Source organism: Nostoc sp. NMS8, from assembly GCF_017115045.1.
Classification (GTDB): Bacteria; Cyanobacteriota; Cyanobacteriia; order Cyanobacteriales; family Nostocaceae; genus Nostoc.
Map to the genome: position 1 here is coordinate 26,088 of NZ_JABXKK010000100.1, position 14,778 is coordinate 40,865.

General features: G+C 39.8%; 11 protein-coding genes. 8 read left to right on the plus strand and 3 right to left on the minus strand.

What is annotated here, in order from left to right; translation table 11 throughout:
* The first annotated feature begins 361 nt into the window (after positions 1-361).
* The 7 genes from cax (at position 362) to HWQ39_RS25165 (ending at position 10,014) form a co-directional block, all read left to right on the plus strand.
* On the plus strand, positions 362-1,453 hold the full coding sequence (gene cax, locus HWQ39_RS25135) for a calcium/proton exchanger (protein ID WP_292851160.1): 1,092 nt from the start codon (positions 362-364) through the stop codon (positions 1,451-1,453).
* A 509-nt stretch (positions 1,454-1,962) separates the two neighbouring features.
* Positions 1,963-3,102, plus strand: a complete 1,140-nt coding sequence (locus HWQ39_RS25140; protein WP_292851162.1) for a serine/threonine-protein kinase — start codon at positions 1,963-1,965, stop codon at positions 3,100-3,102.
* Between the two features lie 113 nt (positions 3,103-3,215).
* Entirely contained in the window at positions 3,216-4,112 is an 897-nt protein-coding gene (locus HWQ39_RS25145; protein ID WP_292851165.1) for an alpha/beta hydrolase-fold protein, read from the plus strand.
* A gap of 96 nt (positions 4,113-4,208) precedes the next feature.
* The gene (locus tag HWQ39_RS25150; protein WP_292851168.1) at positions 4,209-5,879 is read left to right on the plus strand and encodes a phosphatidylglycerol lysyltransferase domain-containing protein; all 1,671 of its coding nucleotides are present in this window, start codon (positions 4,209-4,211) and stop codon (positions 5,877-5,879) included.
* A 266-nt stretch (positions 5,880-6,145) separates the two neighbouring features.
* Complete coding sequence (locus HWQ39_RS25155) at positions 6,146-7,537, plus strand: hypothetical protein (protein WP_292851171.1); 1,392 nt, start codon at positions 6,146-6,148, stop codon at positions 7,535-7,537.
* Between the two features lie 578 nt (positions 7,538-8,115).
* The gene (locus HWQ39_RS25160) at positions 8,116-8,391 is read left to right on the plus strand and encodes a DUF485 domain-containing protein (protein WP_292851174.1); all 276 of its coding nucleotides are present in this window, start codon (positions 8,116-8,118) and stop codon (positions 8,389-8,391) included.
* Positions 8,392-8,445: 54 nt separating this feature from the next.
* Positions 8,446-10,014: a sodium/solute symporter gene (locus HWQ39_RS25165; RefSeq protein WP_292851177.1), complete on the plus strand. Its 1,569-nt coding sequence runs from the start codon at positions 8,446-8,448 to the stop codon at positions 10,012-10,014.
* A 240-nt stretch (positions 10,015-10,254) separates the two neighbouring features.
* Here the strand turns inward: HWQ39_RS25165 and HWQ39_RS25170 are convergent, their stop codons facing one another.
* Positions 10,255-11,097 carry a tetratricopeptide repeat protein gene (locus HWQ39_RS25170; protein ID WP_292851180.1) on the minus strand — a complete coding sequence of 281 codons (843 nt, stop codon included), beginning with the start codon at positions 11,095-11,097 and terminating at the stop codon, positions 10,255-10,257.
* A gap of 233 nt (positions 11,098-11,330) precedes the next feature.
* Positions 11,331-12,251, minus strand: a complete 921-nt coding sequence (locus tag HWQ39_RS25175) for a ribonuclease D (protein WP_292851183.1) — start codon at positions 12,249-12,251, stop codon at positions 11,331-11,333.
* A gap of 475 nt (positions 12,252-12,726) precedes the next feature.
* Here HWQ39_RS25175 and HWQ39_RS25180 point away from each other — a divergent pair, with 475 nt between their 5' ends.
* On the plus strand, positions 12,727-13,185 hold the full coding sequence (locus HWQ39_RS25180) for a BON domain-containing protein (protein WP_292851186.1): 459 nt from the start codon (positions 12,727-12,729) through the stop codon (positions 13,183-13,185).
* 456 nt (positions 13,186-13,641) lie between these two features.
* On the opposite strand, the gene HWQ39_RS25185 is transcribed toward HWQ39_RS25180, so the two are convergent.
* Entirely contained in the window at positions 13,642-14,463 is an 822-nt protein-coding gene (locus tag HWQ39_RS25185) for a carbonic anhydrase (RefSeq protein WP_292851189.1), read from the minus strand.
* Positions 14,464-14,778 lie beyond the last annotated feature (315 nt).

Genomic DNA, 14,778 nt, shown 5'->3' on the forward strand with positions numbered 1-14,778 from the left:
TTTCCCTGAAGGCTTAAAGTAATTAGCCATTGAACAAAGCCTCAGTTAGGGGTTTTATATTCTTGGGCGTCAATCAAATTTTAATTGTCTTTTAATATATTAAACCCCATTTTTAATGTAATATTTTGGCTCAATTTCATAGTTTTGCAACAAAAGATTACAATAACTCATCATATCGCAATTTTGCTTTACACAACATTCGCAACGGCGAACGGAAAACAGTACAATCTCTGAATTGGTCTACTGACGGTTGAGAGTATCCTATGGAAGTGCTGATATGAAAGTGATTGCTAATTCAACACTCCAAATTTGAAACTTAGGATTGCTCGCTGTGAATGATACCCTCAACTTAAGACAACAAATGTCAACCAAAAACATTATTCTTTTCGCTTTACTACTGTTTATCCCGGTTTCTGTAGCAGCCCACTTTCTGGAGTGGGGAGAATTGATAGTTTTCATTACTGCTGGATTAGCAATTTTGCCCTTAGCAGCTTGGATGGGTACAGCCACAGAAGAAATTGCTGTCGTAGTCGGGCCATCATTAGGGGGCTTGTTAAACGCCACCTTTGGCAATGCCACAGAATTAATCATTGCCCTAGTGGCGTTGAACGCTGGATTAATCGATGTAGTCAAAGCCAGTATCACGGGATCGATTATTAGCAACTTACTATTGGTGATGGGTTTTTCCATGCTTTTGGGAGGATTGCGCTACAAAGAACAGACATTTCAGCCAATTGTGGCGCGGGTAAATGCTGCTTCGATGAATTTGGCGGTGATTGCCATTTTGATGCCAACAGCGATGAATTACACTTCTCAAGGAATTAACGAAGAAACAGTGCAAAATCTTTCTATTGCTGTTGCCGTAGTATTAATTTTGGTTTACGCCCTAACGCTGCTATTTTCGATGAAAACCCACTCTTATTTATATGATGTGGGTGTAGCAGAGACAGAAGAAGAGGAAACACCCCACGCGAAACCAAATATGATGTTGTGGGTTGGCGTGTTGCTAGTATGTACCTTGCTAGTGGCAATTGAGTCAGAAATGCTAGTAGATTCTCTGGAAGTCGCTACATCTCAGCTAGGTTTGACGGCGCTGTTTACAGGGGTGATATTGGTTCCCATCGTCGGTAACGCGGCTGAACACGCTACAGCAGTCACCGTGGCAATGAAAAATAAGATGGATCTTTCCCTCTCGGTAGCTGTGGGATCGAGTATGCAGATTGCCCTATTTGTTGCCCCCGTGTTAGTTATCACAGGGCGGATATTAGGCCAACCAATGGATTTAGATTTCAAACCTTTTGAATTAGTAGCTGTGGTTGTGTCAGTGTTGATTGCCAACAGTATTAGTTCTGATGGTAAGTCCAATTGGCTGGAAGGCACTTTGTTATTAGCTGCCTATACAGTATTGGGGTTTGCTTTTTACTTCCATCCAGTTATAGAAAATATAGGCTAGTTAACAGTGCATAGGCGTAGCCTGTCGTAGACATCGCGAGCCAATTTTAGATTTTAGATTTTGGTTCTAATACCATTTCACTTTAATAATGATACAAATACGCTGGTAAGGGCATGGCATTGCCCATTGGTGTCAACTTAACGCGAAACCGCTTGTCCGCCGGGAATTTCAATTCCCGTCTCATAGCTAAAGTCATCTGAAGATGACTAAATATCGCCAAAAATCTCCAGTCTACTTCAGTAGACTTAAGCTAAAAGCCAAAAAAATTTATTTCCGGGCGGGCATGGAAGCCAACAGATAAGCTATTTCCAGCTGAAGTTGACACCTATGGGCATTGCCATGCCCCTACGATAAATCTATATGTATCAGGATTTTCGTGAATTGGTATAACTTCTCCCTACCCCCTTTCAACCCTTCTGGGTGACACAAATCCAAAATCCAAAATCTGTTAATTACCCCCTTTTGCCTGGGACAGGGGAAAATAAAGACATATAAGAGCGATCGCCTGTATGAGCTACTGCCTTAATCCCCATTGTCCCAAGCCTGAAAATCCCGATCATGTCAATTTTTGTGTGACTTGCGGTTCTAAGTTACTCCTCAAAGAACGTTACCGTGCTATAAAACCAATCGGACAAGGTGGTTTTGGCAAAACTTTCTTAGCTGTGGATGAAGATAAACCCTCCAAACCACGCTGCGTAATTAAGCAATTTTATCCCCAATCCCAAGGCACAAACACTCTTGCAAAAGCCGTAGAGTTATTTAATCAAGAAGCGGTGCAGTTAGATGAATTGGGCAAACATCCCCAAATTCCTGAATTATTGGCATATTTTACCCAAGAAGCCCGACAGTATCTTGTACAAGAATTTATTGACGGGCAAAACTTAGCCCAGGAACTAGCACATAGAGGGGCTTTTAGTGAAACGCAAATCTGGCAACTATTAAATGATTTATTGTCAGTTTTGCAATTTTGTCATGCCAGACACGTAATTCACCGTGATATTAAGCCAGAAAATATTATTTTACGTAGCGGCGATCGCAAACTAGTATTAGTAGATTTTGGTGCGGCTAAATCTGCCACTGGCACTGCTTTAAATAGAACCGGTACTAGTATTGGTAGTCCAGAATATGTTGCACCTGAACAAATGAGAGGTAGGGCTGTTTTCGCTAGCGATATTTACAGTTTGGGTGCTACTTGTGTGAATTTATTAACCCAGCGATCGCCCTTCGATTCTTATGATACTCAAAACGATACATGGGTTTGGCAGCAATACTTACAAACTCCGATTAGTAATCCGTTGAGTCGTATTCTGAACAAGATGCTAGAAAGTATTCCAGTTCGGCGTTATCAAACAGTCGATGAAGTTCTCAAAGACTTAAATAAATACTCACAAGTTGCAGCCACGCCAGCGATTGCGGCAAAACCTATTCCTCAACCACCACCCAATTCTCCCCCCGCTTTTTTATCGAAATCTCCTAGTCAACTGGAGAGGGAATTAGAAGAAATGAAAACCCAATTTATGGGTAGCAGTAAACCTCAACCAAATAAAGTACAGCCACCAAACCCCACATCTCAGCCTCCTAGTACAAATAAAATAGATCAAGAATTAGAAGAATTAAAAGCTAAATTTCTTGGTAATAACAACCCCTAAAATACACTATGAACTCTCTCATAACAGGCTATTGTATAGACACATCTCCGTGTAAAACAAAAATCGCTATAGTAAGTTCTAATGGAGGTGATCTTTTCAAATGCTAAAAAAATATGAAGATTTATAAACTTTTAATTATCTTGGTAGGAGCGATCGCACTCCTTACCAGCGCTGGTTATTATTATGTATTCATTTTAGGTGCGCCCCAACTAGACCCACCCCAAGAAGAGGCCAATACTGGGCTAAAGTTTCAATTAGCTACTTTCAACTCCCAAGCGATGGGTGCAGTCCGTAATTATGGCGTGATTTTGCCCCCTAGTTATAGCAAAAATCCGCAAAAGCGCTACCCTGTAATCTTCTTATTACATGGTGGTCATGATGATGCCCGTGCTTATGCTGACAAATATGCACTCTTAGACGTACTGCATGAACTTTATCAAAGTCGAAAATTGCCACCATCGATTGTGATTACACCCGATGGTAATGATAATCGCGGTTCCAGTCCTTTATATGACCCCGATTACTTTGATGGGCCAAATGGTAAAGTGGGAACTTTAATTGGTTCAGAATTAGTGCAAGTTGTCAAGTCGCGCTATCGCACTTTAGAAAAACCCCAGTCTTGGGCGCTGGGAGGTCTGTCTTCTGGAGGATGGGGGGCTTTTAATATTGGGTTACGGCATCTTAACAACTTCCAGATTTTGTTTAGCCATAGCGGTTATTTTACCGATAACAGTGGTTCACAAAATAGTCCCCAACAAATTGTGCAGCAGCTATCGCCCCAAGATCGGAAGCAATTGCATGTTTATCTGGATGCGGGTATAAACGATAGTAATTTACTAGCTTCTACCAAAGCTTTTAACGAAACCTTGAATCAGTTAGGCATTGCTCACGTATTTTATGCATTTCCTGGAGGTCATGGTTTGTCTGGTGCAGATATAGGCTGGAACTACTTTCACAAACATCTTAAAGATTCGCTATCGTATGTAGGTGAACAGTTTCAAAAAAGTTAGAGTTAAGAGAAAAAAGTTAGGAGTTAGGAGTTAAAAATTAAGAGTTTTAACACCAAAACAAATGACCAATGACCAATGACCAATGACTAATGACTAATGACCAATAATTTAAAAACTCAGATTGGGCTTTGGAGTGCGGCATTCCTTACAGGTTTGGTCGGAGTAGTAAATTTGTTATCCGCAGTGACACCTAATCTGTATGGTAGAAATCACTGGTTGAAGGAATTTTTGCCATTTGATGTCCGGGCCAGTGGTCATATATTTACAGCTCTGACTGGGTTTATTTTACTAACACTTGCTACTAATTTATTACGCCGAAAAAAAATAGCCTGGTTGCTTACCATTGGTTTACTAATAATTTCCATTTTCAGCCATTTGCTGAAGGGATTGGACTATGAAGAAAGTCTACTCTCTGGAGTTTTACTGGGGCAATTAATCTTGATGCGCCATTTTTTCACGGCGCAGTCAGACCGTCCTTCTATCGCACAGGGAGTCAGAGTACTAATAGGCGCTTTATTATTTACTCTGGCATACGGAACTATTGGATTTTATTTGTTAGATGGCAAATTTTCTGAGAATTTTAATTGGCGTGAAGCGATAGTTCAGACATTAGCGATGTTCTTCACCGCGGATAATTGGGGACTGCAACCAAAGAGTCGATTTGGAGAATTTTTTGCTAATTCTATCTATATTATTGCAGCAGTTACTATTACTTATGCAATGGTAATGCTATTGCAACCTGTGCTTTGGCAGAATCTAGCAACTACAAATGAGCGAAAAAGGGCTAAAGAAATTGTCGAGCAATATGGATGTTCTTCTTTAGCAGCGATCGCACTCTTAAATGATAAAAGTTATTATTTCAGTCCTTCTGGTAATAGTGTAATTGCTTATGTACCCAAGGGACGGGGTGCGATCGCCTTAGGAGATCCCATTGGCCCTGTTGAAGACCGCAAAGAGACAATTGTTGCTTTCCGAGAGTTTTGCCAGCGTAACGACTGGTATCCTGGCTTTTATCAAACTTTGCCCGATGATATTGAGCTTTACAAGTCATTGGGGTTTAGAGTGCTTAAGATAGGAGAAGAAGCGATCGTTGACCTGAAAAGTTTTACGTTACAAGGTAAAGCCGGTAAAAACTTTAGACCATCAATCAGTCGTTTAACTAAACTAGGATACCAAATCGAATTTTACCAACCACCCGTCGCTAATGATTTATTGCACCTCCTCAAACCTGTCAGTGATGAATGGTTGAAAATGGCGCAAGGTTCGGAAAAACAATTTTCTTTGGGTTGGTTTGATGAAGCTTACCTGCGAGGGTGCGAGATTGCTGTAGTGCATAATCCTGAAGGTCAGATCAGCGCCTTTGCGAACATTCTCCGGGAGTACCAACTTAACGAAGCCACTATTGACATGATGCGACACCGCTCATCTCTGGAAAATGGCACAATGGACTTTTTATTTATTTCCCTACTCCAACATTTTAAAGAGGGCGGCTACGACAGCTTTAATTTTGGTCTTTCTGCCCTTGCGGGAGTTGGAGATAACCCAGAATCGCACCGCTTAGAAAAAGTATTGCACTATCTTTATGGGCACTTGAATCGCTTCTACAACTTCAAGGGATTGCACGCTTATAAAGAAAAGTTCCGCCCGCGTTGGGAACCGCGTTATTTGGTTTACCCCAGTTTAACCGCCTTACCAGATATAGTTGTGGCATTGATTCGCGCAGATTCAGGCGATCGCCTCTTCGATTATTTCAAACCTGGAGCGTGAACTACTCATATTGACCACGAGCTACCTCTACACAACTTAGCATTTTTATGATACAATTGTACTATAAAAGTATGAATGTCCGATGAGTATGCAGCGCGAAATTTACCAGACAATGCCCAAAACTTGTAGTAAATGAACGCCCATAGTAGCCAGTGATCTGTCAAATTCATTTTGACGGTTAGAGAGACGCCATAAATCGCCGTCTCTACAGGGAATTTATTTTTGAATTTTGAATTGTTAATGACCTTGATGTAGAAGGTAGCAATATGACGAATAATCAAATTTCTCTGGTAGAATTAATCAAAATTTTTACACAGTACCGCAACAATATTATCGTCAATATTAAGCACCTACAAGAACATTATCAAAGAACAGGCATCAAGCGTGTTAAAGGTGTTAGAAACGAAAATGGGGAATTGCTTCAACCTTGGTTGAGAGCCGAATATATTGATAATGCTGAGTATGTAAGTATGGGCGATTTTCAGTTTAATCGCAATACTGCTACTCTCAATATGCTTATCAAACGTAAAGTCAAACTTGCCAAATTTGAAGACCAAACCCCCACTATTGAGGTAGCAGGTTTGCTAGTGAATGACCTCAATACCTTTAATAACTATACAATTGTCAGTGATGGCAAAATTAACGTAAAGTCTTTAGTAGTCAAAATCAGTAATAAAAAAGCCTTTGACTTACTCAAAGAGAAAGGCATACTGGATGCAGAAGAATTTGATTTTCGTGCTGAACATACCATTCAGTTAGATAACTTGCCCCTTGTAGCCGCTAATAGTTATTACAACAGCATTGATGGACTATTCAATGAATTAGCTGAAATTAAAGTACTGATTAGTATTATTTGCGCTCACTTGAAAAAGGAATCAGATGTATTTATAGAAGCGCAGTTAGATGAATTTAAAAAGCACTATCTGTCTAAAAATGTTTACATTAACTACCCTACAACTAATGAATACACAGATATTCATGAAGCTTTAGTTAATGGTACTCTTGAATCAAGATTGAGCTATAAAATTGATGTCGGTAATCAAGATATTCTTAACCTCAGTAAGTTTCATTCTGCTAACAAATTTCTGAATAGAATGTATCGTCTTTATGATAGAATAACTGGAGAAATTTTCATCAAGCCTAGTTTTGAGATGGCATTGAACGAAAATCTTGCTTTTCGGCACAGGCTACTATCATCACGCACCAAGATTACAAAAGTTGACGAATTGATGAAACCAATTTTTGATGATTTTCTTGGACTTGAGCAAAATGGCATTGTTGGAGGTATTCTTAAGAAAGTTGGTGCTGATAGTTTGGCGCAGTTATTGCAGGATAAACAAACTGGTAAAAAAATCAGCAAACAAGAAATGGTTGCAGCTTTAACGGCAGCAAGTAACAAGCTAGAAAAATATGCAGAAAATATCTACCAAGACAAAATATCTCCCTTAATATTTTACATTGGTTCTACTGGACTATTGCCAGATCAAATGCAAGCAATAGCCATGACTGCTGAGGAAGCTGCTGCTAAATATCCAAATTTGCAATTTTCTAAAGATGAGCAAGAAGGTACTTTTTTTGCAGTTGGCGATAGTATTATCAGCATCTATGGAAAAACTGAATATTACAGCAAACTTATTTCTGTAGGTGTAGACAATTAGATTGTATATACTAATCTAATTTGATTTGTAAGAATGCAAATATTAGAATCCCGACTTATCAAATAAGTCGGGATTCAATACAGTTAGGTTAAGATTTTTTGATGAAAATTATAGATCGCAAAGATCCGATAAATCATCACAAAGACGGCGATTCATCACGTCTCTTGTCTTAACCGAACTTGAAGGATTTTAAAACCTGGTAGCAAGTACGTATTTATTTTAAGTTTTAGTATATAAAAACTTAATACTTAAGTTGAGCAGAATAATAAAGTATAATATAATACTCAAAATAGCTTGATTAAAAACCACAGATATAGCAATCCGATTTGATTTTTGAACTTATTTGCGTAAGTAGGAGTAGGGAATTTCTTACAACTCAGATAGGATTGTCATATAGTTTTAGGTTTTTGTGACTCAAGACAGAGCCGCTATTGTCTTGTTATTTTGATATATCACTTTGCAAAGTTAATTTTATTACCTGATATAGCAATAGATTTACTAATAATCTTTAAGAAAATTACGCAGAAATCAACTTCAATGAGAGAATCTGACCTAATCTTCTCAACCGAAAGGAAGACATGAACGATCGCACAAAGGCTCTTCAGGCTCTCGCCGCTGAACGTTGGCGGATATCCCTGATTCTCAGTGGAGCCATGATGTTTATTTACTTCGGCTTTATCCTATTAATCGCGTTCAATAAGCCCCTGCTGGGGTCATTAGTATTTCCTGGTCTTAGCCTGGGAATTTTACTAGGGGCGCTGGTAATTGTCTCAGCATGGATATTAATTTTTATCTACGTGCGTTGGGCAAATAGCAGTTACGACGACCAAATCGCAAGGCTGACACGTAAGTAAATTAGCTATTAGCAATTTCTAGTCCCAAATTCAAAAATACTAAACCAAAAAAGCATGAATAGTGTGTGGTTCAATCTGCCACTGGCGGCGGATATTACTAATCTTGGTCACTTTAACCCGTTAGCGATCGCTTTCTTTTTTCTATTTGTTATCAGTTCTTTAGGCATTACCTATTGGGCGGCAAAGCTCACCAAAAATACGGCACAGTTTTATACAGCTGGCGGTAAAATCAGCGGTTTCCAAAATGGGCTGGCCCTAGCAGGAGACTTCATGAGTGCAGCTAGCTTTTTAGGTATCGCTGGGCTGGTAGCACTCAACGGCTTTGACGGCTTAATTTATTCTATCGGCTTCTTGGTGGGCTGGCCGATTGTCATGTTCTTAATTGCCGAACCACTACGTAACTTAGGTAAATACACTTTTGCCGATGTAGTGGCTTATCGCTTGCAGCAAAAACCTGTACGTATCGCCTCTGCGATTGGAACGTTGGTAGTAATTAGCTTTTACTTAATCGCCCAGATGGTAGGTGCTGGTGAACTAATCAAACTATTATTTGGCTTTGATTATGAACTAGCTGTGGTCATTGTCGGTTGCGTGATGATGGCTTATGTGATTTTTGGTGGGATGATTGCCACCACTTGGGTACAGATTATCAAAGCAGTTCTGTTGCTTGCCGGAACTATCTTACTAGCTATTTTGGTACTGGCACAATTTGGCTTTAACCCACTTGCTCTTTTCGCTGCTGCATCTGAGAAATATACAGGTGTATTAGCTCCGGGCAAACTGGTTTCCAACCCCTTGGATGCTATCTCTTTGGGACTGTCGTTGATGTTCGGCACTGCTGGATTACCTCACATCCTAATGCGTTTCTATACAGTACCCGATGCCAAAGCAGCGCGGCTCTCTGTTACTTATGCCACAGCTATTATTGGCGTTTTTTATCTCCTTACCTTCATCCTGGGTTTTGGAGCAATGGTATTGGTAGGTAAAGATGCCATTGAGAAAATTGGTACTGGTGGTAACATGGCTGCGCCGATGTTGGCAGAATTTCTCGGTGGTGATGCTTTCTTAGGTTTTATTGCGGCTGTTTCCTTTGCAACGATTTTGGCGGTTGTTGCTGGGTTGACACTCTCAGGTGCGGCTGCACTGTCTCATGATTTGTGGGTGAACGTGGTGCGTTCAGGTCATGCTGACGAGTCAGAACAACTGAAAGTGGCTCGTGGTGCAACAATGATTTTGGGGTTGGTGGCGATATTCTTAGGTATTTTGTTTAAAGGTCAAAACGTGGCTTATATGGTAGGTTTAGCATTTGCGATCGCTGCTAGTGCAAACTTCCCAGCGTTGCTCTTATCAATGCTTTGGCGACGCTTCACTACCAACGGTGCGGTTGCGAGTATGTTAGTAGGTACTGTCTCCTCTTTAGTGCTGATTTATTTGTCACCTACGATTCAGGTAACGATTCTTAAGCACGCTTCTGCACCCTTTCCACTGAAAAATCCTGGATTAATCAGTATTCCACTAGCATTTATTGTGGCGATTGTCGTTTCACTGTTGAGTACTGAAGAGCAAGCACAGGAAAAATTTGCGGAAGTTGAGGATCGCATTCACATTGGTTCTGGGATGTGATTTTGTTAACGTAGAAACAAGTAAATTTAAGCCTTATTGAATGGAATTGCCTGCGGCACACTGCGTGTAGCTTGCTTCTTTGCAGGAGTACGCGGCTACACAAACATAGACGCTTTACGGCTTCCCGCAGGGTAGTCCGCGCAGGCGGACTAATGAAAAATGAGGTTTTTTTAACCCACGTAGGTGGGTTTTGCTTGTGTAGACGCGGTTTCTAACCGCCCTTTTCATGTTGGCTTTTCCCTACTGCCCAAGTTCTTTGATGTTATTCATCACTTGTTGATATAAGTCGTTGTTACCCTGACTTTGAAAAATGTTTGCTGCTTGTTGTAAGTCTTTGAGTGCCCCTTGTTTGTCTCCATTGGTGGCGCGGGCATTTCCTCGGTTATTGTAGGCAGGGGCAAAGTTAGGATTGAGGCGAATGGCTTGATTGTAATCTGCGATCGCACCTTTAGGATCTCCATTCGCAGCACGGGCATTTCCTCGGTTATTATAGGCGATCGCATATTTGGGGTTGAGGAGAATTGCTTGACCAAGATCGTCTATTGCCCCTTTTTTGTCTCCATTGGCGGCGCGGGCATTTCCTCGGTTATTGTAGGCTTCGGCATAGTTGGGATTGAGGCGAATCGCTTCACTGTAATCTTTGACTGCTTCTCTGTTACCTCCTAATGAGGCGCGGGCATTTCCTAAGTTATTGTAGGCTTCAGCGTCGTTAGAGTTGATGCGGAGTGCTTGATTGTAATCTGCGATCGCTTTTTCCTTGTCTCCCAAATCAAAGTAGGCTAATCCCCGCCCGTTGTAGGCAGCGCCATATTGAGAATTTTGATCGATTGCCTTACTGTATGATGCGATCGCAGCTTGTAAGTCACCATTTAAATGTTGATTCTTTCCTTGAAGATAGAATTCTCCACCTTTAGAAGTTGTAGCTGAACCACGGCTAGGTTGACTGACTCCTATTTCTGTCACCAACACATTGTCATTCTTACTACAAGAAATACTGCTAGTTGCAGCCAATGTAGTAAAAATAGCTATGGTAAATAAAGTATTTACCCTTGTTCGCTTTTGCCCAAATAAACGCCGTCTCATAAGTTAATATCAACTGCCATAACACCTAAATCGAATTAATACCAAAACCTAGATTTTAATTCTTTAACTCAATAATTATTTTAACTTTTGATAGACCCTTAAAGTTAATTGACAAACTTCCTTAATATCTTATAGATTTCTCAGGGAAGGCACGAGAAAATAATTATTAAATTTCAAGATTTATGCTTTACAATAACTCTATAAATTCCGATATGTGTAGCCTGATGAACAATTTATTCATCCTCAGCTTGACTATCTTGAGCTTTGGGCGTTAGCCGCCAAGAAGTATTTTTGTCAATATCTACAGACAATTGTTCCAGATTTTGCCCTAAATCTTTTTGGAGTTTCTGAGTTAGCGTAATCGGAAAATCTAAATTAATACCTTGAGTTTGTGCTAGCCTTGCCAATTCGGTAAATGTAGCTTTGATTGTAGTGCGCTCATAACTAGTCAGCTTATAATCATAAGTTTCAGATATATTCTGAGCCTGCATAGCTTTTTTTATACGTTCTTGCAAATGCTCAAATTCTGAATTCAACAACTTCCATTGCTGCTCAACTTGTGAGTATTTGGTACTTAGTGATATTAAGTCTTCCGTTGCGGGTTCGGGGCTGGCTTGGGCTTGTAATCCTAACAAGTTTAAGTGGATTTGAGCAAGATAAATACAATCTAAGTAAGCATACTCTATCTGTTCTTCAGTCAGGGGGCGTTTTCCCCAATCACTTGCTTGTTCTTGTTTATCGATATTGTTAAAGCTACAAAGCGCTGTAGCTATAGTCTTGAGTTGGTAGTTGGGTAATGGTAAAAGATAGTAGGGAACTTTTTTTGCCATTTCCAAAGTGCAAGTAATGTTTTTGGCTTTCTTGCTACCGAGAAGCTTTAGATCATAACTGGCATTGTGAAAAACTTTTTCAATAGCAGAATCTATCATAATTTCTTCAATAAATTCAGCTATAATATTAGGCTGATCTAAGACATCTAAAAGATAGACGCGATCGCCACTCATATCTTGAGGATTATCTAATACCTGAATCAGCGATAGTCGGGGATTACGACTTTTATAGTCAGCTACTTCTGTATCTATCCATAGAGTTTTAGCATTGGTATATTCAGCGACAATGGCACGAATTTCGGTGGCGGAAGTAAGGTAGGGCATTGGCTAATATTTCCTGATATTTAGGGCATTGTCAGTAAGCCATAGTTTTCTAAAGTAACATTTTGTTGGTAAGTTTGTTGAGACAGGATTACAAAAACGCTGAAGTTTTGAGTTGTTGTAGCTATGCCCGTTGTAGACATCGCCAAACTGACTCAAATCTGATAATATCGAGTCACGACTGTAAAGCGGTACAGTCTCAGCTTAATAAAGCTTATTAGCATCTACCTTAAATTGACAGATAACCACAGACTGTATGCAGACTATACTGGTCAGCAACCGTTAGGAAAATTGAATTGGTACTTTTCAAAAGTGGCTGCAAAATATTAGCCTCAATAAATCGTCCAAGTTTCAATTTTAAGTGACCTGAGTGCTTGCTTGGGTGCTTTTACTGCCTCATATTTAATTGCTTTTTAACATCTGCTCCTCACCATGACACACACATTAATTACTTCAAGTACTCAATTCGGAGATGATAATGAAAAAGCTAATTCCATTACTATTTAGTAGCATTTTGGTAGTTGGTACTTTTGGCTGTCAAGAGGCTCCTAAAACTGGTTCGGAAACTCCTAGCACTACTAATGAAGCCGCTCAAGCACCAGCAAAACCAGCTTCGCAGATCAATCAAACTGCCAAAGTTCCAGAAACACAAGCTACTCCTTTAGCAGCTAATACTGGCACTAAAGTTAAAACAAATGCTGAAAAAACGGCAGCAACAAAAGCTAAGAGCAATTTAAAAACTGAAGTTAGCGCAAAGTTGAATAAAGGCTTACCAGGCAACAAGTTACAAGTTGAAAACAAAGAGGGTGAAATTATCCTCAAAGGTACAGCTGCTTCTGTTGAAGAACTCAAGAAAGCTGAAACCTTGGCTAAAGAAGTTCAAGGTGTGAAGACAGTAAAGGTAGAAGCAAAAGTTGATACTGTGAAAAAGCCATAAAAGAATGACTGAAGCTTTCAGTTAGCAGCGGCATAAAAGCCAACCAGAGACTTACATCTGTGTAAGTCTCTGTTTTTGCTATAGCTATTTTCAGGTAAATAGATGATGTGGTGGGGCATTCGTGTCAACTTAACGTGAAACCGCTTGTCCGCCGGGAATTCAAATTCCCATCTCATAGCTAAAGTCATCTGAAGATGACTAAATATTGCCAAAAATCTCCAGTCTACTTCAGTAGAGTTAAGCCTAAAAGCCAAAGAAATTTATTTCCAGGCGGGCATGGAAACCAGCAGTTAAGCTATTTTCAGCTTAAGTTGACACCAATGGTGGTGGGGGCGCTCCTACTACTATGCTTAATAGTTAAAGTCTTATAAAAAAGACTGAAAAATGGTTTCAGTCTACTTGAGTAGACTGAAATTTAGCTATGGCTTATTTATAATTAATTCTATTTTTCATCTTTCAACTTCCATTATTTGAACCTCGATAAATTCGCTCCATCTGTTCTGGAGAGAGTCGTCTCATTGGAAACCACTCAAATGGAGAAACAGACTGTTTATCATAAGGTTGAACATCATCCTGCTGGTTTTGAGGGGAAAGCACAGCTACATTGGGATTTGTAACCTCACCTCTGAAGGAATCATCTATTTCTGATGGTGGAAGCTGAGTTTGAGGCAAAACGTAAGCGTGTTTCTGGGGATCGTATGCAAAAACTTCTCCTGTTTCAATGTGATAAATCCAAGCATAAATGCTGAGTTCTCCTTGATAAAGCTTAGAATGAATCACTGGATATGTCCGTAAATTCTCAATTTGAGTCAGAACATTTTCGGCAATCATAATCTCTAGCAGTTCTTCTCCGTCATAGTGACTGTAGTGATCCATAACTAGCCTTCGGGTTGCCTCTGCATATTTAAGCCAATCATGCACGAGCGGCATTTCATCGCTGAGATTGTGTAACTTCATTAATCCTTTCATGGCACCGCAATGAGAGTGACCACAAATAATAATTTGGCGAATATCTAAAGCTTGAACAGCATATTCAATTGTCGCACCTTCACCGCCATTACTTGCGCCATACGGTGGAATAATGTTACCTGCATTGCGAATGACAAATAATTCACCAACTTGGGCTTGTGTAATTAGATTTGGATCGAGACGCGAATCAGAACAGGTAATAAATAATACTCTGGGCTTTTGAGCCTGTGAAAGTTGCTCAAACAATTGTTGATGTGTCGAAAAATAGCTAGATTTAAATTCGCGCAAACCTTTAATTAATCTCTTCATTACTAAGTTCTAGAAATTTTGGGGGGTTCAGAAACAAATCACATACATCAGATGGAGGTAGTAAAGAGGGGCTTTCTTTCTACGTTTTTCCAATTGTAAAGATTACTACATTATAAATTCATTTAGTGCTTTTAATACCCTCTACCATTGGAGTGAGTTGCTTTTTTCACTTCCTCCCCCCTGTTACTTAGCAACTACATTACTGTGTCAGAATGCCTTGATCCTATTTCAAATTTTTAAATTACAAGTAATTAGTCAGACATGATATTATCTGCTCTGGGAAAATTTGATGATAAGTTTGCGACATCAAAATTT